Source organism: Polynucleobacter sp. IMCC30063 (assembly GCF_021395235.1).
Classification (GTDB): domain Bacteria; phylum Pseudomonadota; class Gammaproteobacteria; order Burkholderiales; family Burkholderiaceae; genus Polynucleobacter.
On record NZ_JAJVCQ010000001.1, the window covers coordinates 177592 to 198115 of the forward strand.

The 20524-nt window shown below is 46.0% G+C and carries 21 protein-coding genes; 11 read left to right on the plus strand and 10 right to left on the minus strand.

The genetic code is table 11. From position 1 onward, the window contains the following. Positions 1 to 14: 14 nt before the first annotated feature. From argB to gatC, 8 genes are all read right to left on the minus strand, one after another. Positions 15 to 917, minus strand: a complete 903-nt coding sequence (gene argB, locus LZG75_RS00905; protein ID WP_233924412.1) for an acetylglutamate kinase — start codon at positions 915 to 917, stop codon at positions 15 to 17. Between the two features lie 41 nt (positions 918 to 958). After that, the gene (gene dksA / locus LZG75_RS00910; protein ID WP_233924657.1) at positions 959 to 1366 is read right to left on the minus strand and encodes an RNA polymerase-binding protein DksA; all 408 of its coding nucleotides are present in this window, start codon (positions 1364 to 1366) and stop codon (positions 959 to 961) included. Positions 1367 to 1615: 249 nt separating this feature from the next. After that, positions 1616 to 2671, minus strand: coding sequence for a GTP-binding protein (locus LZG75_RS00915; protein ID WP_233924411.1), 1056 nt, complete (start codon positions 2669 to 2671; stop codon positions 1616 to 1618). Between the two features lie 45 nt (positions 2672 to 2716). Beyond that, a complete protein-coding gene (locus tag LZG75_RS00920; protein WP_233934789.1) occupies positions 2717 to 3709 on the minus strand; it encodes a tyrosine recombinase XerC in 993 nt (330 codons plus the stop codon). Further along, positions 3690 to 4364: a DUF484 family protein gene (locus tag LZG75_RS00925; protein ID WP_233924409.1), complete on the minus strand. Its 675-nt coding sequence runs from the start codon at positions 4362 to 4364 to the stop codon at positions 3690 to 3692. Before LZG75_RS00925 ends, LZG75_RS00920 begins: the two co-directional genes overlap by 20 nt. Positions 4365 to 4373: 9 nt before the next feature. Continuing rightward, the gene (gene gatB, locus LZG75_RS00930; protein WP_233935706.1) at positions 4374 to 5840 is read right to left on the minus strand and encodes an Asp-tRNA(Asn)/Glu-tRNA(Gln) amidotransferase subunit GatB; all 1467 of its coding nucleotides are present in this window, start codon (positions 5838 to 5840) and stop codon (positions 4374 to 4376) included. Then, the gene (gatA, locus tag LZG75_RS00935; RefSeq protein ID WP_233934790.1) at positions 5840 to 7360 is read right to left on the minus strand and encodes an Asp-tRNA(Asn)/Glu-tRNA(Gln) amidotransferase subunit GatA; all 1521 of its coding nucleotides are present in this window, start codon (positions 7358 to 7360) and stop codon (positions 5840 to 5842) included. The genes gatB and gatA overlap by 1 nt, the downstream gene beginning before the upstream one ends. Further along, positions 7357 to 7650, minus strand: a complete 294-nt coding sequence (gene gatC, locus LZG75_RS00940) for an Asp-tRNA(Asn)/Glu-tRNA(Gln) amidotransferase subunit GatC (RefSeq protein ID WP_233934791.1) — start codon at positions 7648 to 7650, stop codon at positions 7357 to 7359. The genes gatA and gatC overlap by 4 nt, the downstream gene beginning before the upstream one ends. 61 nt (positions 7651 to 7711) lie before the next feature. Between gatC and LZG75_RS00945 the strand changes: the two genes are divergently transcribed. From LZG75_RS00945 to rodA, 5 genes are read left to right on the plus strand one after another with little or no spacing between them, the layout of a single operon-like run. After that, on the plus strand, positions 7712 to 8755 hold the full coding sequence (locus LZG75_RS00945) for a rod shape-determining protein (protein ID WP_233934792.1): 1044 nt from the start codon (positions 7712 to 7714) through the stop codon (positions 8753 to 8755). A 24-nt stretch (positions 8756 to 8779) separates the two neighbouring features. Then, complete coding sequence (gene mreC, locus LZG75_RS00950; RefSeq protein ID WP_233924405.1) at positions 8780 to 9727, plus strand: rod shape-determining protein MreC; 948 nt, start codon at positions 8780 to 8782, stop codon at positions 9725 to 9727. Beyond that, positions 9724 to 10251, plus strand: coding sequence for a rod shape-determining protein MreD (mreD, locus tag LZG75_RS00955; RefSeq protein ID WP_233924404.1), 528 nt, complete (start codon positions 9724 to 9726; stop codon positions 10249 to 10251). The genes mreC and mreD overlap by 4 nt, the downstream gene beginning before the upstream one ends. 9 nt (positions 10252 to 10260) lie before the next feature. After that, complete coding sequence (gene mrdA, locus LZG75_RS00960) at positions 10261 to 12171, plus strand: penicillin-binding protein 2 (RefSeq protein WP_233934793.1); 1911 nt, start codon at positions 10261 to 10263, stop codon at positions 12169 to 12171. Beyond that, positions 12153 to 13295, plus strand: coding sequence for a rod shape-determining protein RodA (rodA, locus tag LZG75_RS00965; RefSeq protein ID WP_233924402.1), 1143 nt, complete (start codon positions 12153 to 12155; stop codon positions 13293 to 13295). Before mrdA ends, rodA begins: the two co-directional genes overlap by 19 nt. A gap of 104 nt (positions 13296 to 13399) precedes the next feature. Here rodA and LZG75_RS00970 read toward each other — a convergent pair whose 3' ends face one another. After that, entirely contained in the window at positions 13400 to 13702 is a 303-nt protein-coding gene (locus tag LZG75_RS00970; protein ID WP_370634770.1) for an HU family DNA-binding protein, read from the minus strand. Between the two features lie 96 nt (positions 13703 to 13798). Then, positions 13799 to 14107: a hypothetical protein gene (locus tag LZG75_RS00975; protein ID WP_370634751.1), complete on the minus strand. Its 309-nt coding sequence runs from the start codon at positions 14105 to 14107 to the stop codon at positions 13799 to 13801. 105 nt (positions 14108 to 14212) lie between these two features. Here LZG75_RS00975 and can point away from each other — a divergent pair, with 105 nt between their 5' ends. The 6 genes from can to LZG75_RS01005 all read left to right on the plus strand — a co-directional run bounded on the left by can (position 14213) and on the right by LZG75_RS01005 (position 20504). After that, a complete protein-coding gene (can, locus tag LZG75_RS00980; RefSeq protein WP_233924399.1) occupies positions 14213 to 14881 on the plus strand; it encodes a carbonate dehydratase in 669 nt (222 codons plus the stop codon). A gap of 81 nt (positions 14882 to 14962) precedes the next feature. Further along, positions 14963 to 15856 carry a lipid A biosynthesis acyltransferase gene (locus LZG75_RS00985; protein ID WP_233934794.1) on the plus strand — a complete coding sequence of 298 codons (894 nt, stop codon included), beginning with the start codon at positions 14963 to 14965 and terminating at the stop codon, positions 15854 to 15856. Between the two features lie 15 nt (positions 15857 to 15871). Further along, a complete protein-coding gene (locus tag LZG75_RS00990; RefSeq protein WP_233924397.1) occupies positions 15872 to 16624 on the plus strand; it encodes a metallophosphoesterase in 753 nt (250 codons plus the stop codon). Between the two features lie 3 nt (positions 16625 to 16627). After that, entirely contained in the window at positions 16628 to 18052 is a 1425-nt protein-coding gene (locus LZG75_RS00995) for a bifunctional serine/threonine-protein kinase/universal stress protein (protein ID WP_233924396.1), read from the plus strand. Then, complete coding sequence (locus LZG75_RS01000; protein ID WP_233924395.1) at positions 18053 to 18808, plus strand: pseudouridine synthase; 756 nt, start codon at positions 18053 to 18055, stop codon at positions 18806 to 18808. 67 nt (positions 18809 to 18875) lie between these two features. Beyond that, entirely contained in the window at positions 18876 to 20504 is a 1629-nt protein-coding gene (locus tag LZG75_RS01005; RefSeq protein WP_233924654.1) for a peptide chain release factor 3, read from the plus strand. The last annotated feature ends 20 nt before the right edge of the window (positions 20505 to 20524 follow it).

A 20524-nucleotide genomic window follows, 5' to 3' on the forward strand; every position in this document is an offset into this window, starting at 1 on the left:
CAATTTTCCAGAACTTAGCGTGATCGAATCATGGTACCAAAAGCTTGCTCGGTCAAAATTTCTAACAGCAACGAGTGCTCAATTCGACCGTCAATAATATGTACGGAGTTAACCCCGCTTTTAGCTGCATCGAGTGCTGAAGCGATTTTTGGCAACATACCCCCCGAAATGGTGCCGTCGGCAAAAAGGCTATCGATTTCGCGGGCAGTTAAATCGGTTAGTAATTTACCGCTCTTATCCATTACGCCATGGGTATTGGTCATCATCACTAATTTTTCAGCTTTGAGAATTTCGGCCATCTTGCCTGCCACTAAATCAGCATTGATATTAAAAGCCTGTCCTTCTGCGCTAAAGCCAATTGGGGAAATTACGGGAATGAAGGCGTCGTCTTGTAAAGCCTTCACTACTGCTGGATTAATCGCTTCAATTTCACCCACAAAACCGAGATCGATGGTTGCGCCCGGCTTAGATTCATCGGGCACAAACATTTTACGGGCATGTATTAAGCCGCCGTCTTTACCCGTTAAGCCTACCGCTTGACCGCCATAATGATTGATTAACATGACAATATCTTGCTGCACTTCGCCGCCTAAAACCCATTCCACGACTTCCATGGTTTCTTCATCAGTGACGCGCATACCCTGAATAAAAGTGCCAGTCTTGCCAATCTTCTTTAAAGCTTCATCAATTTGTGGGCCGCCTCCATGCACGACCACGGGATTCATGCCGACCAATTTCAATAAAATGACATCGCGCGCAAAACTTTCTTTAAGGCGCTCCTCAACCATGGCGTTACCGCCATATTTAATGACAATTGTTTTGCCATGGTATTGGCGTATATAGGGCAAAGCTTCGGCCAGAATCTCCGCCTTTAACAAGGGGGAAATATCGGCTATAGTAGGTAAAGTCTTCGTCATTAACTAGCTTTAGTTTACGCTTGCCTGAGTTTATATTTGACTTAATTACCGAACAGTTTTTGACGTAGCTCACGCCGCTCTTGGGCTTCAAGCGATAGGTTTGCTGTGGGCCGCGCAATTAAGCGTGACAGGCCAATGGGCTCGCCCGTCTCTTCACACCAGCCATAATCACCCGACTCAATGCGTGCCAAAGCTTGCTCAACTTTTTTTAACAGTTTACGTTCGCGGTCGCGAGTACGTAACTCCAGCGCATGCTCTTCTTCAATCGTCGCGCGGTCGGCAGGATCGGGCACCAAAATATTTTCCCGCAAATGCTCGGTTGTTTCCGAGGCATTTTTTAAAATATCCTCTTTCAGAGTGGCAAGTTTTAAGCGAAAAAATTCCAGCTGGGACGCATTCATATAATCTTTATCGCCCATCTGTAGTAACTCAGCCTCTGTTATAGGCATGAATGTAACGCCTTTCGAGGACGGTTTTGCGCTCGCCTTTGCTGCGGCCTTCACGGTTTCTTTGACCATTGTCGCGCTGACTTTCTCCGTGGTTTTCTCGGCTAACTTCGCGTTACTTGCTGTTTTTGCGATCATCTTTTTCTTCCCAATATTCCTGAAGCATTATTGCCCCATTCTGCCAAGGTTTTAAGTCTTTACTTTAAATCTGACTGTGGCGCGGGATTGTACCTCAAGGAACCCTGCGCCAATTTAAACCAAACATCCCTCTAAGCCCGCCATTAATGTATCTTTGGGTAAATCGATGCCGATAAAGACCATGCGGGTTTGCTTGGGTTCGGCACCCCAAGGCCCAGCTAAGTCACTGCCCATCATTTGATGTACGCCCTGAAACACCACTTTTCGGGCACTCCCCTTCACGTAAAGCACTCCTTTATAACGCAACATTTTTTCACCAAAAACTTCAAGTATTCCACCTAAAAAATCTTCTAACTTTTTAGAATCAAAGGGGCGCTCACTACGAAATACAAATGATTGAATTCGATCGGTATGGCCAGCATGATCATGATGCTGATGCCCATGGTCAGAATGATCATGAGCAGCGTGCTCATGACTATGATCATGCCCACAGTCAGCGTGATCATGCTCTTCTGCGCCTAAGAAATGGGGGTCAATATCGAGTTTGGCATTGAGATTAAACCCTTTTAAATCCAATACTTCATTGAGCGGCACGACCCCCTGAGTAATCGCCTTGATGGGTGCACGGGGGTTCATATGCATGAGCCTACTACGTAAATTCGCTATTTCAGTAGGACTGACTAAGTCTGTTTTGGTAATAAAAATTTGGTCGGCAAAACCCACTTGCCGCTGGGCCTCTTCATGCTCAGATAACTGCTGTTGACCATGTTTTGCATCGACTAGGGTCACAACCGCATCGAGCACATAATGCTCAGCCACATCATCGTCCATAAAAAAAGTTTGCGCTACTGGCCCTGGGTTAGCGACACCTGTTGTTTCAATGACCACGCGCTCAAACTGAATTTTTTTCTGCTGGCGTTGTTCCCATAGTTGATTTAAGGCCTCAACTAAATCGCCACGAATGGTACAGCAAACACAACCATTGCTCATTTGCACAATCGTCTCTTCACTGCTTTGTACCAAAATATCGTTATCGATATTTTCTTCACCAAACTCGTTTTCAATAACAGCAATTTTTTTACCGTGCTGTTCGGTCAAGATATGTTTAAGTAAAGTCGTTTTACCGCTACCTAAAAATCCAGTAAGTATTGTGACGGGAATTAAAGCCATATCAGTTCCATTTCAGTGCTTGGTGAAGATAATAAGCTAGCTATCTTACGCCTTGCTGGGTTTAGCGCGGGGATGAGCCAAATCGTAGGCCTGCGCTAAATGCTGAAAATCCAGGGCAGTATATATTTGGGTGCTGGCGATATTGGCATGGCCCAGCATTTCTTGCACTGCGCGTAAATCATGTGAGGATTGCAAAACGTGGCTAGCAAAGCTATGCCGCAGCATATGGGGGTGCACATGGGTTGGTAAACCTGCACGGATCGCTAAGGTACGCAGCCTTACCTGCACCGTGCGCGGGGCTAAACGTTCGCCTTTGGCGGAAATAAATAAAGCTGGGCTAAGTGGCTGAGGCTCTACTGTCTCGAGAAAGTTCCGCCACGCCCGTAATGCCGTCATGGCAGGCAAGCCTACGGGGATGCTCCGGCGTTTACCGCCTTTTCCCAAGACTGTTACCTCAGCCGCGTCCCAATCTAGCCAACCTGCAGACTCGCGCTGACGGTCACGGCTAATTAAAATATCGATGCCAAGCAGTTCTGATAAACGTAAGCCCGAGGAATACAACAACTCGATTAAAGCGGCATCGCGAAGCGAATCTAAATCCTTTTTTTCTAAAGCTTCGCGCTGGGCTTGCTGCACTAGGGCAATGGCTTGCTCTACAGACAGCGCCTTGGGTAGCGGCTTATTGCGCTTAGGCGCTTTCACGTCGGCAACTGGGTTAGTTAATAATTGAATTTTATGAATCCGCTTTTTTTCTGCGCTTTGCTGACCTAGCCAATCAAACCAGCCGCGCCAAGCAGATAAGGTTCGCGCAATACTTCGCGGTGATTGATTCTTTGCATGTAAGCGCGCAGCCCAACGCCGAACCTGCGCATTAGTTGCGCTCAGCAAATCGCTGCCATCTTCCTGGGCAAGCAGTTGTAATTGCCTTAAATCGTGCTGGTAAGCCGTGAGCGTATGGGGCGAAAGCTGCCGTAATACATGCAACTCGTGCACGTAAGCTTGCGCTAATGGCAATAATTCAGGTGGCGGCAGGCTCATAAGCGCGCACACGATCGAGTGCAGCGGCAGTTAACTCAGCAATTTGACGTAAATAAAAAGCCCCCATATCTGCCGTAAAGCGGCTGGCATCTTTACTTGCGAGCAAGAGCACTGCAGGCGCTGACTGACTGCTCAAGGGCAAACCAATCGCCACTAAACTTTGCCATTGATCGTCAATTGCTGTTTGGGTCGCTAGTAAATCAATACTCACAGCGGGCAATTCTTTAGCAGAGCCACACAAAGGATTTTCTAGCCACGGTGAAAAAAATGCTTGGGGGGGCAAAATCAAGGCTGCATCAACCTCAAATACCTCGGCTAAACCAACGGTCACTGCAGCCTCTACTTCAAAGCGAGTGCTGGCCCGCATGAGTAATAACAACCAAGCCACTAAACCCTTTTGCGTTTTATCATTGCGGCTACCAAAATGGAGCATTTCACCCAGCCGACGATTCAGTTCTTGATTTTGGGTGCGTAAGATCGACATCTGCCGCTCTTGTAATGAAATAGCGCTACCGCCATGGGGATGCTTTAAGCGAATTTCATTTAACAAATCGGCATAGCGCTCAAAAAATTCGGGGGTCGCTCGCAACCAATCAGCAACTAGGGCTTCTTGCTCTGCCTGCTTGGAATCGATTGCGCTATGACTAGAACTCATACCCTCTTCCTAACTTAATTTTTTACGTAATAAATCGTTCACTTGTTGGGGATTAGCCTTGCCTTGAGAAGCCTTCATAATTTGCCCTACCAATGCATTAAACGCTTTTTCTTTGCCGGCCCGAAACTCTGCAACTAATTTAGCATTGTCGGTTAACACTTGATCAATTAAAAGCGCTAACTCACCACTATCGCTAATTTGTCGCCAGCCACGCTGATCAATGATGGTGTCAATCGTACTACTCCGTTGACCAGTGCTAGCCTCATCCCACAAAATGGTAAAAATATCTTTGGCAATTTTATTTGAAATGGTGCCGTCAGCCACGCGCTCGAGTAATGGGGCTAAATCGTTCGCACTAAGCGGTGAATCGCTCGCTGCTAGGTTAGCGCGATTCAGCGCCGAAGCAAGCTCTCCAGTAACTAAATTGGCGGCGACCTTTGCCATGGGCTGTCCCACCAAGCTAACCAGGGCATTAAATAATTGTGCCGTCGCCCGATCTTGTGATAACAATTGCGCATCGTAGGCAGAAAGGCCGAATTCTTTTTGCCATTGGTTGCGCACGGCGTCTGGCAGGATGGGCATGCCAGCGCGTACTTTTGCAACCCATGCCTGATCAATTTGTAAAGGCAATAAATCAGGATCAGGAAAATAACGGTAATCATTAGCGTCTTCTTTGCTGCGCATGCTCCGCGTTTCTTTTTTATCGGGATCATACAGACGGGTTTCTTGTTTAACCTCGCCGCCATCTTCGATTAATTCAATTTGTCGACGAATTTCATAATTCATCGCCTCTTCCATAAAGCGAAACGAATTCAGATTTTTAATCTCGCAACGCGTGCCTAATTTCTCCGAACCCATTGGCCTAACTGAAACATTGGCATCACACCGAAATGAACCCTCTTGCATATTGCCATCGCAGACATCAAGCCAAACAACTAAACTGTGCAGGGCTTTGGCGTAAGCCACGGCCTCTGCTGCGCTGCGCATTACCGGTTCGGTCACGATCTCTAGTAAAGGCGTACCGGCACGATTTAAGTCGATACCACTGGAGGGCTCGCCATGGGGTCCAATAAAATCTTCATGCACCGATTTACCAGCGTCTTCTTCTAAGTGAGCACGGGTTAGTTGAATTAACTTGCTCTCGCCATTAAAAATAATTTCTACTTGACCACCCAGCACAACAGGAATTTCATACTGGCTAATTTGATAGCCTTTAGGTAAATCGGGATAAAAATAATTTTTGCGGGCAAAAATGCTGCTGGGCGCGATGGTTGCGCCAATGGCTAAACCAAAGCGAATTGCATGCTCGACCGCTTGGCGATTTAAGACGGGTAACACCCCAGGCAAAGCCAAATCTACTGCGCAGGCTTGGGTATTTGCAGGCGCACCAAAATGCGTGCTCGCGCCACTAAAAATTTTGGATTGGGTTTTTAATTGCGTATGCGTTTCAAGCCCGATGACCACCTCCCATTCCATTACGCCACCTCGCTCGGCTGCCGCAGGTGCCAATCACTAGCCTGCTGATATTGATGGGCAATTTGCAAGAGACGGGCTTCGGAAAAATAATTACCGATCAGTTGCATACCAATGGGGAGGTTATTTTGATTAAAGCCACAAGGCACACTCATTGCTGGTAAGCCCGCTAGATTGGTTGATAAGGTATAAATATCGGCCAAATACATTTGCAAGGGGTCTTGGGTTTTTGCTCCCAAAGGCCACGCCACATCGGGTGCAACGGGCCCCAAAATGACATCACAGTGCTGAAAGGCTGCCTGAAAATCGGTGGCAATAATGCGCCGTATCTTTTGCGCTTGCAAATAATATGCATCATAGTATCCATGGGATAAAACATAGCTGCCAATTAAAATGCGCCGCTTCACTTCTGCGCCAAAACCTTCGCTACGTGATTTTTTATACAGCTCTTGTAAATCAGAATATTGCGCTGTGCGATGGCCAAAACGCACGCCGTCAAAACGACTTAAATTACTCGAGGCTTCAGCCGGGGCAAGCACATAATAAACAGGGATAGATAATTTTGTTTTGGGCAAAGTGACGGAGCATAAAGTGGCGCCCAAGGCTGCTAGCTGTTCTGCTCCCGCTTCAACTGCCTGAGCTACTTCCGGTGCTAAGCCTGCAGCAAAAAACTCCGTAGGCAAACCAATGCGCAAACCACTTAACGGTTTCGTTGCATTTTTAATTTGCGGCTCACTCCAGCCTTGGTTCAAATAACGGCTATAGTCTTCTCCCGAATCGGCTAATGAAGTGGAATCGCGTCCATCATGAAATGACATGGCACTTAAAAGCCACGCGCAATCTTCTGCGCTCTTACCAATGGGGCCCGCTTGGTCTAAGGAGGATGCGTACGCAATCATGCCGTAGCGCGACACCCGTCCATAGCTTGGCTTAATTCCCGTTAACCCACAAAGTGCTGCGGGCTGACGAATCGAACCACCTGTATCGGTGCCTGTGGCTATCGGTGTTAGCCCCGCAGCAACAGCTGCTGCTGAACCGCCTGATGAACCTCCTGCTACGCATGCAGGATTCCATGGATTAAGCACCGCGCCAAAAGCCGAGTTTTCATTCGAGGAGCCCATTGCAAACTCATCCATATTGGTTTTACCCAAACAAACCATGCCGGCGGCAGTAGGATTTTGCTCATCGGGCATCCCTAGACGGGCCACCACTGCAGCATCAAATGGGCTTTGATAATTTTCGAGCATCTTGGAACCCGCGGTTGAGTGCCAGCCCCGAGTGACAAAAACATCTTTATGCGCCACTGGGATGCCCGTTAAAGGACCGCCTAATCCGCTTGCTCGTAAGGTGTCGGCGGCCTCTGCCTGCGCCAAACTTAAGGCAGGATTAACATCTAAAAATGCATTCCAACGGCTACCCTTGGCGATGCGCTCTAAAAAATAGCTGGTTAACTCGCGGCTAGATACCTGCTTAGCCGCTAAAGCCTTTGATAACAAGGCCACTGTACTAACATGCCAACTCATTCAAGCACTCGCGGCACGAGAAAATAGCCGTCTTTTTGAGCTGGGGCTGAACGCATATTTGCCGTCCGTTGATCGGTTTCGCTCACTTCATCAGTACGAAGCGGTTGAGCTAAGTCGCGTAAAAAAAGAATCGGGTGAGCCAGCGGCTCACAATTGCTGGTATCCACTGCTTGCATTTCAGCAACCAAAGCAAAAATTGCCTGTAACTGGGGCAAAAGTGCCTCAGCCTCAGGTTCGCTCAATTCGAGCCTAGAAAGGTGCGCAATGCGCTGGACTTCATCGAGTTTCATTGGGCGCTAGGGTATCATTCTTCTTTATCTTCATTAACTCGACTATTTTCCCACTTCCATTATGTTTGGTCTGATTCGTAACTATTTTGCCAATGATCTCGCAATCGATCTTGGTACGGCAAATACTCTGATTTATATGCGCGATCGGGGAATCGTACTCGATGAGCCTTCGGTAGTTGCAATTCGCCAAGAAGGTGGTCCTAATGGTAAAAAAACCATTCTGGCGGTAGGTACTGAAGCAAAAGCGATGATAGGTCGTGTACCTGGCAATATTGAAGCTATTCGCCCCATGAAAGATGGGGTCATTGCTGACTTCACCATTACTGAGCAAATGCTCAAACAATTTATCAAAATGGTGCATGAAAGTAAGCTATTCAGACCCAGCCCGCGCATTATTATTTGCGTGCCATGCGGCTCAACTCAAGTTGAGCGGCGAGCCATTCGTGAGTCGGCTTTAGGCGCTGGTGCATCACAAGTTTTTCTCATTGAAGAACCCATGGCTGCAGCCATTGGTGCAGGCCTTCCCGTGGCTGAAGCGCACGGTTCAATGGTAATAGATGTTGGCGGAGGCACCACTGAAGTTGGGGTAATGTCCTTGGGTGGCATGGTTTATAAGGGCTCTGTTCGCGTTGGTGGCGATAAATTTGACGAAGCCATTGCCAACTATATTCGCCGCAATTACGGCATGCTTATTGGCGAACAAACTGCAGAAAATATTAAAAAAACAATTGGTTCAGCTTTTCCTGGCTCAGCCGTATTAGAAATGGAAGTAAAAGGTCGTAATTTGGCTGAAGGTATCCCGCGCAGTTTTACGATTACTAGTAATGAAGTACTTGAGGCGCTGACTGACCCCTTAAATCAAATTGTGACTGCAGTTAAAGCGGCGCTTGAACAAACCCCTCCTGAGTTAGCTTCCGATATTGCGGAGCGCGGCATGATGCTCACTGGTGGGGGCGCCCTCCTGCGCGACCTCGATCGTCTTCTCTTAGAAGAGACTGGTTTACCCATTCACATTGCAGAAGACCCCCTTACCTGCGTAGCTCGTGGCTCTGGTATTGCGCTCGAGCGCATGGACAAGCTGAGCGGCGTTTTCTCGCAAGAGTAAACAACCGTTTATTCGGTCAGAGCCTTGCAACATAGCGCTCCGCCCCTCTTTAAACAGGGTATTTCAGCCCTCGTCAAACTACTTGCTTGTCTGGCAATTAGCTTAGCCTTGATGATCATGGACTTCCGTTTTAATACGCTAGATCCGGTTCGTAATCAAATCAATTGGCTCTTGCGGCCACTTGAATATGTCAGCCTAACGCCACGCTTGTTTTTTGATTGGACAAGTAATTACTTTACTACCCGTAGCGAGCTCGAACGTGAAAATCAAAGTATGAAGCTACGTCAATCTGAATTAGCATTACTTGCTACTCAGGGCGAATTACTTTTGGCTGAAAATCAAAATTTACGACAACTACTCAATTTCCAAAAACAACTCACTTATAAAACCTTGCCAGTTGAAATTTTATTTAATCCCCCAAATCCCATTTCACAACGGATCGTGATTAATCGTGGCAGCAATGATGGTTTGAAAGCAGGGAACCCCATTGCAAATGATGCTGGTATTTTGGGTCAGGTTGTACGAATTTATGAAAACTCAGCTGAGGTGTCGCTACTTGAGGATCGTGATTTTGCTATTCCTGTTCAAGTGGCTCGCAACGGTTTGCGGGCTGCGGTGTTTGGTACGGGTCGCAGTAATCCCTTAGAACTGCGGTATTTACCAGTTGCTAGCGATTTAGAGGTGGGCGATATTCTCTTAACCTCGGGAATTGATGGCACCTATCCTCCTGGGTTTGCGGTCGCCATGATTACCCGCATCGAACGCAATTTAGAAAAAAACGCCGCAAATGTATTTTGTGTACCGATTGCCCCAGTCAATCGCTATCGCCATGCACTGGCCTTGCTGTATGAAACACAAGGCGATGCTAAACCAGCCCTACAGAAGTCCTCTAGTAATCCAACGGGCCAAACTAGTGATAACGCAGGCTTTGCTCCCGGTCGCCGTCAAACCCGCACCAAAGGCATGCAATGATCGACTTTCAAAGCGGCTACATCCTCCGTCCAGTAAATCGTGGATTTATCTATGTCAGTTTATTGTGCGCTCTTTTACTCAATCTTTTACCGCTGGGCAACTACGCTTGGGTACCCGATTTTTTAGTGCTTGCGCTTATCTTTTGGAATATTCATCAACACCGCCTGATCGGGGTTATATCTGCATTTGCGCTAGGCTTACTGATGGACGTACATAATTCTGATGTATTAGGAATTCATGCTTTTAGCTATTCCCTAGCGGCATATTTAGCCGTGACTTGGCACCGCCGCATTATTGCCTTGCCAGTAGTTTCGCAAGCACTGCATATAACCCCCTTATTTTTATTAGTAGCCCTTTTTCCCCCACTAATTCATTGGCTCTTAAGCGGCACGATTTATTGGTGGGCAATGGGTAGCGGAGTATTACAAACCTTGATTGAGGCACTACTTTGGCCGCTTGCCACCCGCATACTGTTGGCACCGCAACGTCGCCCGCTGCATGTTGACCATACTCGACCCCTTTAAATTTTAAGTATGGGCGCGCTTAAAAAACCCGATTTAGGCTCCTTTCAAGAGCGTATCTACATTGCGACGCTATTTGTTTCTTTTTGTTTTTTACTTTTACTCTCTCGACTAGTGTGGTTGCAGCTTTTTAGTCACCATAAATACTCTACCCTAGCTGAAAGTAATCGCATTGCAATTGTGCCGGCACCAGCTAATCGCGGCTTACTAATCGATCGCAATGGGATTGTCATCGGCCGTAACTATTCAGCCCTAACTTTAGAAGTGAATGCTGGCGAAGTTCAAGGAAATATAGATACCTTAATCGACTCTTTAGCAAAAATTGTTTTAATTACGCCGCGCGATCGTAAAAATTTCAAACGTTCTTTGGACGATTCTCGCAACATGGGCACCATTCCCTTGCGCTCGATGTTAACTGATGCTGAAACTGCCCGCTTTATGGCAAATCGTTATCAATTTCCTGGGGTTGAAATTCGGGCGCGCAGTTTCCGTGAGTACCCTTATAACGAACTTGGCTCGCACCTCATTGGTTATATTGGTCGTGTATCGCAACGCGATAAAGAGCGCATGCTAAGTGAAATAGAAACTGCGCGTCCCGACATTAATCCTTATGCACTGCAAGCATCTTTTTTATCTGGCATTCAATACGTCGGCAAAATTGGCCTTGAACAAAGTTATGAGCCAGTGCTGCGAGGTACCCCAGGCATTGATCAAGTGGAGATTACTGCAGGTGGTAAACCCGTGCGGACCTTGGCCAGCTTTCCTTCAACTCCAGGGAAAAATGTTGTTCTTTCGGTAGACATTAAATTACAGTATTTAGTAGAGGAACTGTATGGCAACTTTCGCGGTGCCTTTGTCGCCATTGAGCCCGCTACTGGCGATATTTTGGCTTTTGTTTCTAAGCCCAATTTCAACCCCAATGATTTTGTTGAGGGCATCGACTCCGTCACTTGGAAAGAATTAAATGAATCGAAACAAAAGCCGCTTTATAACCGGCCTTTAAAAGGCATTTATCCGCCAGGCTCTACCTATAAGCCCTTCATGGCTTTAGCAGCGCTTGAAAATAATAAGCGCAAGCCTAGTGATGCAATTTCCGACCCGGGCTATTTTAATTTTGGCAATCACACTTTTAGGGACGATAAAAAAGGGGGCCATGGCATGGTCGATATGCAAAAATCGATTGTTGATTCTTGCGATACCTACTACTATACTTTGGCGCGTGACATGGGCGTCGACATGATTCATGACTTTATGAAGCCCTTGGGTCTTGGACAAATTACTGGCATCGATTTAGAAGGTGAAAATCGGGGCATCTTGCCTTCAACTCAATGGAAAAAAGCGAACTTTAAAAAACCTGAGCAGCAAAAATGGTATGAAGGAGAAACCATTTCTCTGGGTATTGGTCAAGGCTATAACACCTTTACGATTTTACAATTGGCGCATGCGCTAGCCAACATTGCTAATAATGGGGTTGTGATGAAACCGCACCTTGTTAAGGCGATTGAAGACCCTTTTACGCGGCAAAAAGAATTAACTACCCCCAAAGAAAGTTATCGTTTGCAATTCAAGCCAGAAAATATTGAGGTCATTAAAAAGGCCATGGTTGAAGTAAACCGCTCTGGAACCTCTGCCGCCGTCTTTAAAGATGCGGCGTACCAAACTGGGGGAAAAACGGGCACTGCGCAAGTATTCAGTCTCAATTCACAAGAATATAAGCATACTGCAACCAGTGAATATTTACGTGACCATGCGCTATATATTGCATTTGCACCTGCAGAAAAGCCGACTATCGTGATTGCCATGGTGGTGGAAAACGCTGGCTTCGGGGCCCAATACGCAGCCCCAATTGCCCGTAAAGCACTTGATTATTATCTTGAAGGCAAATGGCCAAAGGGGGTTCCTGAATGGAAAAGGGCGCCTTAAAAAAATGGTTTAGCCAATTCTTTTTTGGCTTTGACCGCCAACTTGGTCTGATATTTTTAGGTCTCGCCACCATTGGCTTCATTACCTTTTTATCCGCTAGCCAAAATACTGCAGTACGTATTGAAGATGAAATTCGCAATTTTTTCTTGGCCTTCATCCTAATGTACCTAGTTTCTCGAATTCCACCGAAATGGCTCGAAGTTGCTGCGGTCTGGGTTTATAGCATCGGCATAGCGCTGTTGCTGGCAGTAGCAGCATTTGGCTTAATTAAAAAAGGGGCGCGGCGTTGGCTCAATCTTGGCGTGGTTATTCAGCCTTCAGAAATTATGAAAATTGCCATGCCCCTTATGCTCGCTTGGTATTTTCAAAAACGCGAAGGTGTACTGAAAACCTGGGACTATGCCATAGCGGGCTGTTTATTGGCTTTACCCGTCTTCCTGATTGCCCGACAACCCGACCTCGGTACTGCTTTATTGGTCTTTGCAGCCGGCCTCTATGTCATTATTCTGGCGGGCTTTCCCTGGCGCTGGCTTATCCCCGTGGTCGTAGCGGCCGTTATCGGTATCATTTTAATTATTATTTTTGGGAATACCATTTGTACTCCCGAAATGATTTGGCCCCTAGTTAAAGAGTATCAAAAACATCGCATCTGTACTCTTTTAGACCCTTCTAGCGATCCTCTTGGCAAAGGTTTTCATACTATTCAAGCAATTATTGCGATCGGCTCAGGCGGTCTTTTTGGCAAAGGCTGGACTATGGGTACACAATCACACCTTGAATTTATTCCCGAAAAACATACCGATTTTGTTTTTGCGGTTTACTCCGAAGAGTTTGGCTTAATTGGTAATATTGTTTTACTGGGTTTATTTTTTGCCTTAATTAAACGCGGCTTGGCTATTTCAGCAAGTGCACCAACCTTGTTTACCAGACTGCTGGGTGCTTCGATTACCTTAATTTTCTTTACTTATGCATTTGTCAATATTGGTATGGTAAGCGGCTTGCTACCTGTCGTTGGCGTACCATTACCCTTTATTAGTTATGGTGGCACTGCTTTAGTAACCCTTGGATTTGGTGCCGGAATTCTGCTGAGCATTCATCGCCATCGCCGTTTAGTGCAAACTTAAAATTTCCTTTTCAGCCATATATTAATTGGGCTTGGGCTTAATGAAGATAAACCAAATGGCAATAAAAAAGCCCGGCTAGCCGGGCTTTGCTGTAGACAAACGAATTACTTCTTACGCTTATTAACAGAATCTTTAAAGGCTTTACCAGCAGAAAACTTAACAGTTTTAGCTGCGGCAATTTTTAAAGGCTCGCCCGTTTTTGGGTTACGTCCCATGCGTGCAGCACGCTTACCAGATGAGAAGGTACCAAAACCAATTAACTGTACTGAGTCACCTTTAGTAACTGCTTTAATAATATTTTCAATTGATGAATTTAATGCAAATTCAGCTTTCGCTTTTGAAATTTCGGCATCGTCAGCAATTGCTGCGATTAGTTCTGCTTTGTTCAAGTGAGGCTCCTTGTGGATTAGGTTGCGCACAACGCGCTAATAGGATTTTAACCACAATTTATTACAAAAATAAAGTCAATTCGTAAAAATTCCTTATAGGATCGACCCTGAGGGCTAGTCTAGTACAATGAGTTCAGTAACAAAATATTCGGTCTCGCCAAAACAACTAGTCGGCAAGCCAATGTGTTGTTCGTACTTTAAAGCAACTTTTTTACCTAAATTTGCATTAATTTTCTGTGCTACTGCATCATTCCGTACGGTAAAAAGGAATTTTTCCGACATCGTTCCGGGCATCGAAACCATTGCTAATTCACCTTCCCAGGTTTTGCAAATAAAGCCGCGATTCGAGAATTTTTGAACATAGCCAGCTCGCTCGCCACTAGAATAGCTCCAGTTCAAGGTAGCCCAAGTATAGGCAGCCAACAAGCCCCCTATCACCAGGAGGGGCAAAAATAGGTATTTAAATAGCTTGTACATGTGTTTCTTTCATTTCTCTTGGTAATTTAAAAGTACTTTAAACTTTACTCTATGTCGACCAAAACTTCAGATAAAACCCTTGAGCAGCTATTTATAAATAATCGCCAATGGGCTGAAAATCGGGTTAAACAAGATCCTAATTTCTTTAAGCGCCTTGTTAATCAGCAGGCTCCTAAGTATCTCTGGATTGGCTGTTCAGATAGCCGAGTACCTGCTAACGAGATCGTTGATCTTCTTCCAGGCGAGCTCTTTGTCCATCGCAATGTAGCTAATGTAGTGGTGCATACCGACCTAAATTGCCTCTCGGTTTTACAGTTTGCGATTGATTTACTAAAAGTTGAACATGTTTTAGTCGTTGGCCATTATGGCTGTGCTGGTGTGCATGCTGCACTTAGTGGGCGACGCGTGGGGCTTGCTGATAATTGGTTGCGCCATGTAAAAGATGTAGGGCAAATGCATGAGCGCTATTTAGGTGAAGCGGTGCCAACTGCAAAAAAACAAGATCGCTTATGTGAACTAAATGTAATCGAACAAGTTGTTCATGTGTGCGAAACAACCATCGTACAAGACGCCTGGTCGCGTGGACAAGATTTAACTATTCATGGCTGGGCTTACCGCTTAGAAAATGGCCTGATTAACGATTTAGGTATCACCGTTAGCGACCCTGCTGAACTGGCGATTGCCTATGCTAAGAGTCTCGCACGCTATCAAGCCGAATAATAAAAAACGTGGGCCTGCCATTTTAGGCTTTGCTCTTTTAACTCTTCATTTATTTTCTGCCATTACTTTTATGGAGCTGTTTTGAGCTGGCTTAAATCTGTACTGAATCATCTGCTAGTAGGGCTTTTAAATGCTTTAACCTATTTACCCTATCCGGCCTTAGTTCACCTAGGTTATGGTTTAGGGTGGCTGGCAGCGCATATTCCAAGTGAACGACAGCAGGTTGTTAAGGCTAACTTACAACGCTGTTTTCCAGAGCTTAGTTCGGTAGCTATTGCCTCTTTAGCCATTTCGCATTGGCGCTTATTAGGCCGTAGCTTATTAGAGCGCAGTATCATTTGGCGCGGCTCGGTAAAGCAATTGAGCAAAATGATAGAAGTACGAACAGCAGTTGATCTAGCGGACCGTAAACCCCGCATTCTAGTCAATCCGCACTTTGTCGGCATTGAGGGTAGCATTATTATTAGCGCCCTAGCCACTGAACGCAATTGGCCACGTACTTCGGGATTTTTTCAGCGCATGAAAACCCCCTTCTTTAATCAAAAAATTATTACTTGGCGCAATCGCTTCGGGGGAAACTCGATTGAACGCGAGGGCAATATGATTCAGTTGATTCGCGAAATACGCGATGGTAATTTTGTGATTATTGCTCCTGATATTGATTTAGGTCTTAAAGACTCGGCTTTCGTACCCTTTTTTGGCATCCTCACGAATACAATTACGGCTGTTTCCCGTCTAGCACAAGTAACTAAGGCCGAAGTTTGTATTATGAGTACGACCTTAAAAGCGGATGAATCGGGTTATCTTTGTGAAATTCGTGAGCCCCTAGTTGACTTTCCTAGTGCCGATATCAATGCGGATACTGCTTTTTTAAATCAACAAATTGAAATCCTAGTACGTGAGCGTCCGGCAGAATACTATTGGGTGCATAAACGCTTCAAAAATAGGCCAAATGGTGAAAGCAGTTTTTATTAGGCTTTATCATGAGGGATGACCGAGCGCATTGGATTATTTGCTGACTTACACAGTAATTTAGAAGCTTTTGAAGCTTGTATGGCTCGCGCGAGCGAGCTTGGCGTAACCCGCATGGTCTTTTTGGGTGATCTCGTCGGCTATAACGCTGATCCCGTTGCCATACTAGATCGCATTGGCGATCTCATTGCAGCCAAAAAAGCCTTGGCGGTACTGGGTAATCATGATGCCGCCGTCTTTGAGGATTACAGCAAACGTATGAATAAATCGGCTTGGACTGCGATCGAATGGACTCGGTCCCAATTATCTACCCAGCATATTCATTTCTTAAAAAATCTCCCCTTAATTTTGCATGAGGAAGAAATTTGTTTTACTCATGCTTCCGCTCATCATCCAGAAGAGTGGAATTACATTACCGATAGCCTCAGCGCTTGGAATTGTGTTGAAAGCTCTGGCAAACCCTACACCTTTGTGGGACACGTTCATGAGCAAGCACTTTTTTACCAAACTGCCGTTGGCAAATTATTGCGCTTTGCACCTCAACATAGTGATCCGGTGCCAGTATGGCGCTATCGCCGTTGGGTAGGTATTGCGGGATCCTTGGGTCAGCCACGCGATGGCATTGCTCAAGCCTGCTTTGCTATTTTTGAGCCTGCAATTGAAAGTCTTACTTTTCACCGTGTGCCATACGATAACTACAGTGCCGCCGAAAAAGTTCGCTTAGCTGGTCTGCCAGAAGATTTGGCCAACAGACTGATTACGGGCAGATGATTCATGACCGCGCTGACAACACCTGCAATAGAGGCAGTTGATGATATTTTTCAAGCAGGCAAAATTGTTGATGGGTTTTTATTGGGCGAAGAACTTCATCGTGGTGGCATGGCAAGTCTCTACTCAGCAAAAAAAACGGGGATTGATTTTCCGATTCTGTTAAAAATCCCGCGCGTAGGGCGTGATCAGCCAGTTGAAAGTCTGGTTGCCTTTGAAACCGAATTAACTATTCTTCGTTCTCTTAAAAGCCCTTTCATTCCTCAATTTTTGGGTGCTGGGAATATGGCTACTCGACCTTATATTGCGATGGAACAAATTCCTGGTCGCGCATTAGAAGAAGCCATCAAAGCTGGAAAATTATTTTCAATTCCTGAAGTGATAAAAATTGGTGTCGATCTGGCAAATGCTGTGCAATCTATTCATGCCCAGGATGCAATTCATCTCGACCTAAAACCCGATAACATTTTGCTGGATGATAAGGGTAAATTAACCCTAATTGATTTTGGCCTGGCACATCATGCCCGTTATCCCGATTTACTAGCAGAAGAAATGCGCAAAGGCGTTGGCTCTGCGCCTTATATTTCGCCAGAACAAGTCATGGGTGTACGTGATGATTGGCGAAGTGATATTTTTTCAATTGGCGTCATTCTGTATGAATTATTAACTGGGGAATTGCCTTTTGGTAATCCCCAAACCATGAGGGGGTTGCGAAACCGTATGTGGGAGGAGCCCTTACCACCGCGGGCGCTGCGCAAAGAAATTCCTCGCTGGCTTCAAGAAGTAGTGCTGCGTTGCATAGAGCCTCGGGCTGCCGATCGCTACCAAAGCGCCGTCCAATTGCGCCAAGCGCTACTGCATCCCGAGTCCGTTAAATTAACTGAAAGGGCTGAACGAATTGAGCCTCCCAGTCTTTGGGGGAAAATGAAGCGCTGGTTTAGAGCCTCAGGCTATGAGCCCTCGCCCTGTCCATTACCAAGTACTGCTATCCAGCATGCACCGCTGATTATTGCAGCGCTTGACACCCGTCAAGGTGATGCTCTTTTATTGGAGCGGATGCAAAGCGCAGCAAAAAATCTGCTTTTTGCTGCTCCCGAAAGTCGTCTCATTTGCCTAGCAGCCATTACAGGAACCCCAACTTATGAAGGTAATAAAGAAATTGAAACGGCTAGCGGTATTATGCGTGGCCATTTAGTGCAATTAATGGAATGGGCTAAACCGTTAAAGTTACCTCCCGAGCGAATTTCGTATCATGTCGTTGAGGCCTTAGATCCTGCCAGCAGAATAGTAGAGTTTGCTAAAGATAATGATGCTTCGCTTATTTTAATTGGCGCCTCTCATAAAGCCCCCAATCTCGTTACGCCATGGCGAACTGCGATGACCAAAATTGTTGAAGAATCGCCCTGTAGTGTTCATATTGTGCGCACCTAAATGAATCTTGCTAATTCGCCTCCAGAAAAAGTTCGGGTTTCCAAATTACTATCTGAGCTGGGATTATGCTCACGACGTGAGGCGGATAACTATATTGAACAAGGGCTGGTGACAGTTGATGGTGAGTTGGTAGTGGAGCTTGGGACGCGCGCATTTCGACACCAAAAAATCGAGCTTCGGGTGGCAGCCCAACGACAGCAAGAGGCGCGTATCACTGTTATTTTAAATAAGCCAATTGGTTATATTTCTCATTTAGATGATGCTCAAGCTTATGAACCGGCTGCCGCTCTCATTACTGCGGAGCATTATTTTGCCAATCCACTTGACCCCCAACGGGATGCACACTTTAATACCCGCGGTCTTGCCCCAGCTGGTCGTCTTGATATTGATTCTTCTGGCATGTTGGTTTTAACCCAAGATGGTCGTGTCGCTAAGCTTCTGATTGGCGAAGATAGCCCAATTGAAAAAGAATATCTCGTGCGTGTTACCGGCAAATTATCGGCCGCCGGGCTTGAGCAACTCAACCACGGCTTATCACTCGATGGTCAATTACTTAAACGCGCTAAAGTGAGCTGGCAAAATGAAGATCAATTGCGCTTTGTTTTACGCGAAGGGCGTAAAAGGCAAATTCGGCGCATGTGTGAACTCGTTGATCTGAAGGTAGTTGGATTAAAACGAATTCGAATTGGGCAAATTAGCTTGGGGCCCCTACCTTTAGGACAGTGGCGCTACCTCAAAGCGGGCGAGCGGTTTTAATTTCGGTTGTCCTTATACTCTCACACTTATAATGAGCGCTGTTCTGTTATTCCATAGATAGCGCCCCATCGAAACACTTTCATCCAATAGCACAGCCGGAGAAGTTCAGCGACGCCGTAGCTTTGCCATTATTTCCCACCCCGATGCGGGGAAAACAACGCTGACAGAAAAATTGCTGCTGTATGCAGGCGCAATTCAGATTGCTGGCAGCGTTAAAGCCCGCAAAGCCAGCAGGCACGCAACTTCCGATTGGATGGAGATTGAAAAGCAACGCGGTATTTCGGTAGCCAGCTCTGTTATGCAAATGGAATATCGTGATTGCATTATTAATTTGCTAGATACACCTGGTCACCAAGATTTTTCGGAAGATACCTATCGCGTATTAACAGCAGTCGATTCTGCTCTCATGGTTATTGACGCTGCGAATGGCGTTGAATCACAAACCTTACGGCTATTAGAAGTTTGTCGGGCGCGTAATACGCCCCTAGTAACCTTTATTAATAAAATGGATCGAGAAGTAAAAAGTCCACTGGACTTGATGGATGAAATTGAAACTGCCTTAGGTATGGCGGTAGTACCGTTTACTTGGCCAGTTGGCATGGGTAAATCGTTTGCAGGAGTGATCGATATTGCCCAATCTAAAATGCGTTTATTTAAAGCGGGCGAAGATCGGGTTTCCGAAAGCAGTAATACATTTATTGATATTCATGATCCTGAATTAAAAAAACGGCTTGGCAGTGATTTAGATGAAGCGCTTGCTGCAGTCGATTTAATTCGTAATGCGATGCCGGCATTTGATCGTGCAGCGTTTTTAGCTGGCAAACAATCTCCCGTTTTTTTTGGTTCAGCAATTAATAATTTTGGCGTACGGGAAATTCTCAATACTTTAGTTGAGCTTGCACCAGCACCCGGCTCGCGCAAGGCTTTGCAACGCGAAGTAGAGCCTGCCGAGCCTAAATTTTCGGCGATGGTGTTTAAAATTCAAGCCAATATGGATCCTGCGCACCGCGACCGAGTCGCTTTTCTGCGCATTTGCTCTGGCCACTTTAAGCGCGGCATGCGTTTAAAAATTTGTCGTAATGGTAAAGAAATCCGCACCAATAATGCGCTGTCTTTCTTGTCTCAGCGCCGCGATATATTAGATGAGGCCTTTCCGGGCGATATTATTGGACTGCCTAACCACGGCTTACTGCGTTTGGGCGATAGCTTAAGTGAAGGTGAAGAATTGCAATTTACTGGCCTGCCCTTTTTTGCACCAGAAATTTTTCGCATGGTTGAATCGGCCGATCCAATGCGTTCTAAACAATTGCGTATCGGTCTAATGCAGTTGGGCGAAGAAGGTGCAATTCAAGTTTTTCGTCCCATTGCTGGCGGCCCGATGTTACTGGGTGCTTTTGGACAATTGCAATTTGAGGTTGTCAGCCATCGCTTAAAAAGTGAATATGGGGCAGAGGTGCGCTTACTGCCTGCTCGCTTTAATTTAGCCCGCTGGGTTAGTTCAGATGACCCTCTTATCCTCAAAAAATTTATTGAAGAAAATTCCCACCGCATGGCTGAGGACGTCGTTAATGCGCCCGTATTTTTAGCGGCGCATAAATCTGAACTTGATGTTGCCCAACAACGCTGGGAGTCTATTCGTTTTCATGCTTTACGCGAACATGCGGGCCTGGTTTATCAATCTGCACTGGCAGGATAAGGCGTTGAGTTATGCGCATT

Coding starts and splice junctions, on each gene's coding strand:
- argB (WP_233924412.1), bottom strand. CDS start 917: ATGACGAAGACTTTACCTACTATAGCCGATATTTCCCCCTTGTTAAAG.
- dksA (WP_233924657.1), bottom strand. CDS start 1,366: ATGCCTATAACAGAGGCTGAGTTACTACAGATGGGCGATAAAGATTAT.
- LZG75_RS00915 (WP_233924411.1), bottom strand. CDS start 2,671: ATGGCTTTAATTCCCGTCACAATACTTACTGGATTTTTAGGTAGCGGT.
- LZG75_RS00920 (WP_233934789.1), bottom strand. CDS start 3,709: ATGAGCCTGCCGCCACCTGAATTATTGCCATTAGCGCAAGCTTACGTG.
- LZG75_RS00925 (WP_233924409.1), bottom strand. CDS start 4,364: ATGAGTTCTAGTCATAGCGCAATCGATTCCAAGCAGGCAGAGCAAGAA.
- gatB (WP_233935706.1), bottom strand. CDS start 5,840: ATGGAATGGGAGGTGGTCATCGGGCTTGAAACGCATACGCAATTAAAA.
- gatA (WP_233934790.1), bottom strand. CDS start 7,360: ATGAGTTGGCATGTTAGTACAGTGGCCTTGTTATCAAAGGCTTTAGCG.
- gatC (WP_233934791.1), bottom strand. CDS start 7,650: ATGAAACTCGATGAAGTCCAGCGCATTGCGCACCTTTCTAGGCTCGAA.
- LZG75_RS00945 (WP_233934792.1), top strand. CDS start 7,712: ATGTTTGGTCTGATTCGTAACTATTTTGCCAATGATCTCGCAATCGAT.
- mreD (WP_233924404.1), top strand. CDS start 9,724: ATGATCGACTTTCAAAGCGGCTACATCCTCCGTCCAGTAAATCGTGGA.
- mrdA (WP_233934793.1), top strand. CDS start 10,261: ATGGGCGCGCTTAAAAAACCCGATTTAGGCTCCTTTCAAGAGCGTATC.
- rodA (WP_233924402.1), top strand. CDS start 12,153: ATGGAAAAGGGCGCCTTAAAAAAATGGTTTAGCCAATTCTTTTTTGGC.
- can (WP_233924399.1), top strand. CDS start 14,213: ATGTCGACCAAAACTTCAGATAAAACCCTTGAGCAGCTATTTATAAAT.
- LZG75_RS00990 (WP_233924397.1), top strand. CDS start 15,872: ATGACCGAGCGCATTGGATTATTTGCTGACTTACACAGTAATTTAGAA.
- LZG75_RS00995 (WP_233924396.1), top strand. CDS start 16,628: ATGACCGCGCTGACAACACCTGCAATAGAGGCAGTTGATGATATTTTT.
- LZG75_RS01000 (WP_233924395.1), top strand. CDS start 18,053: ATGAATCTTGCTAATTCGCCTCCAGAAAAAGTTCGGGTTTCCAAATTA.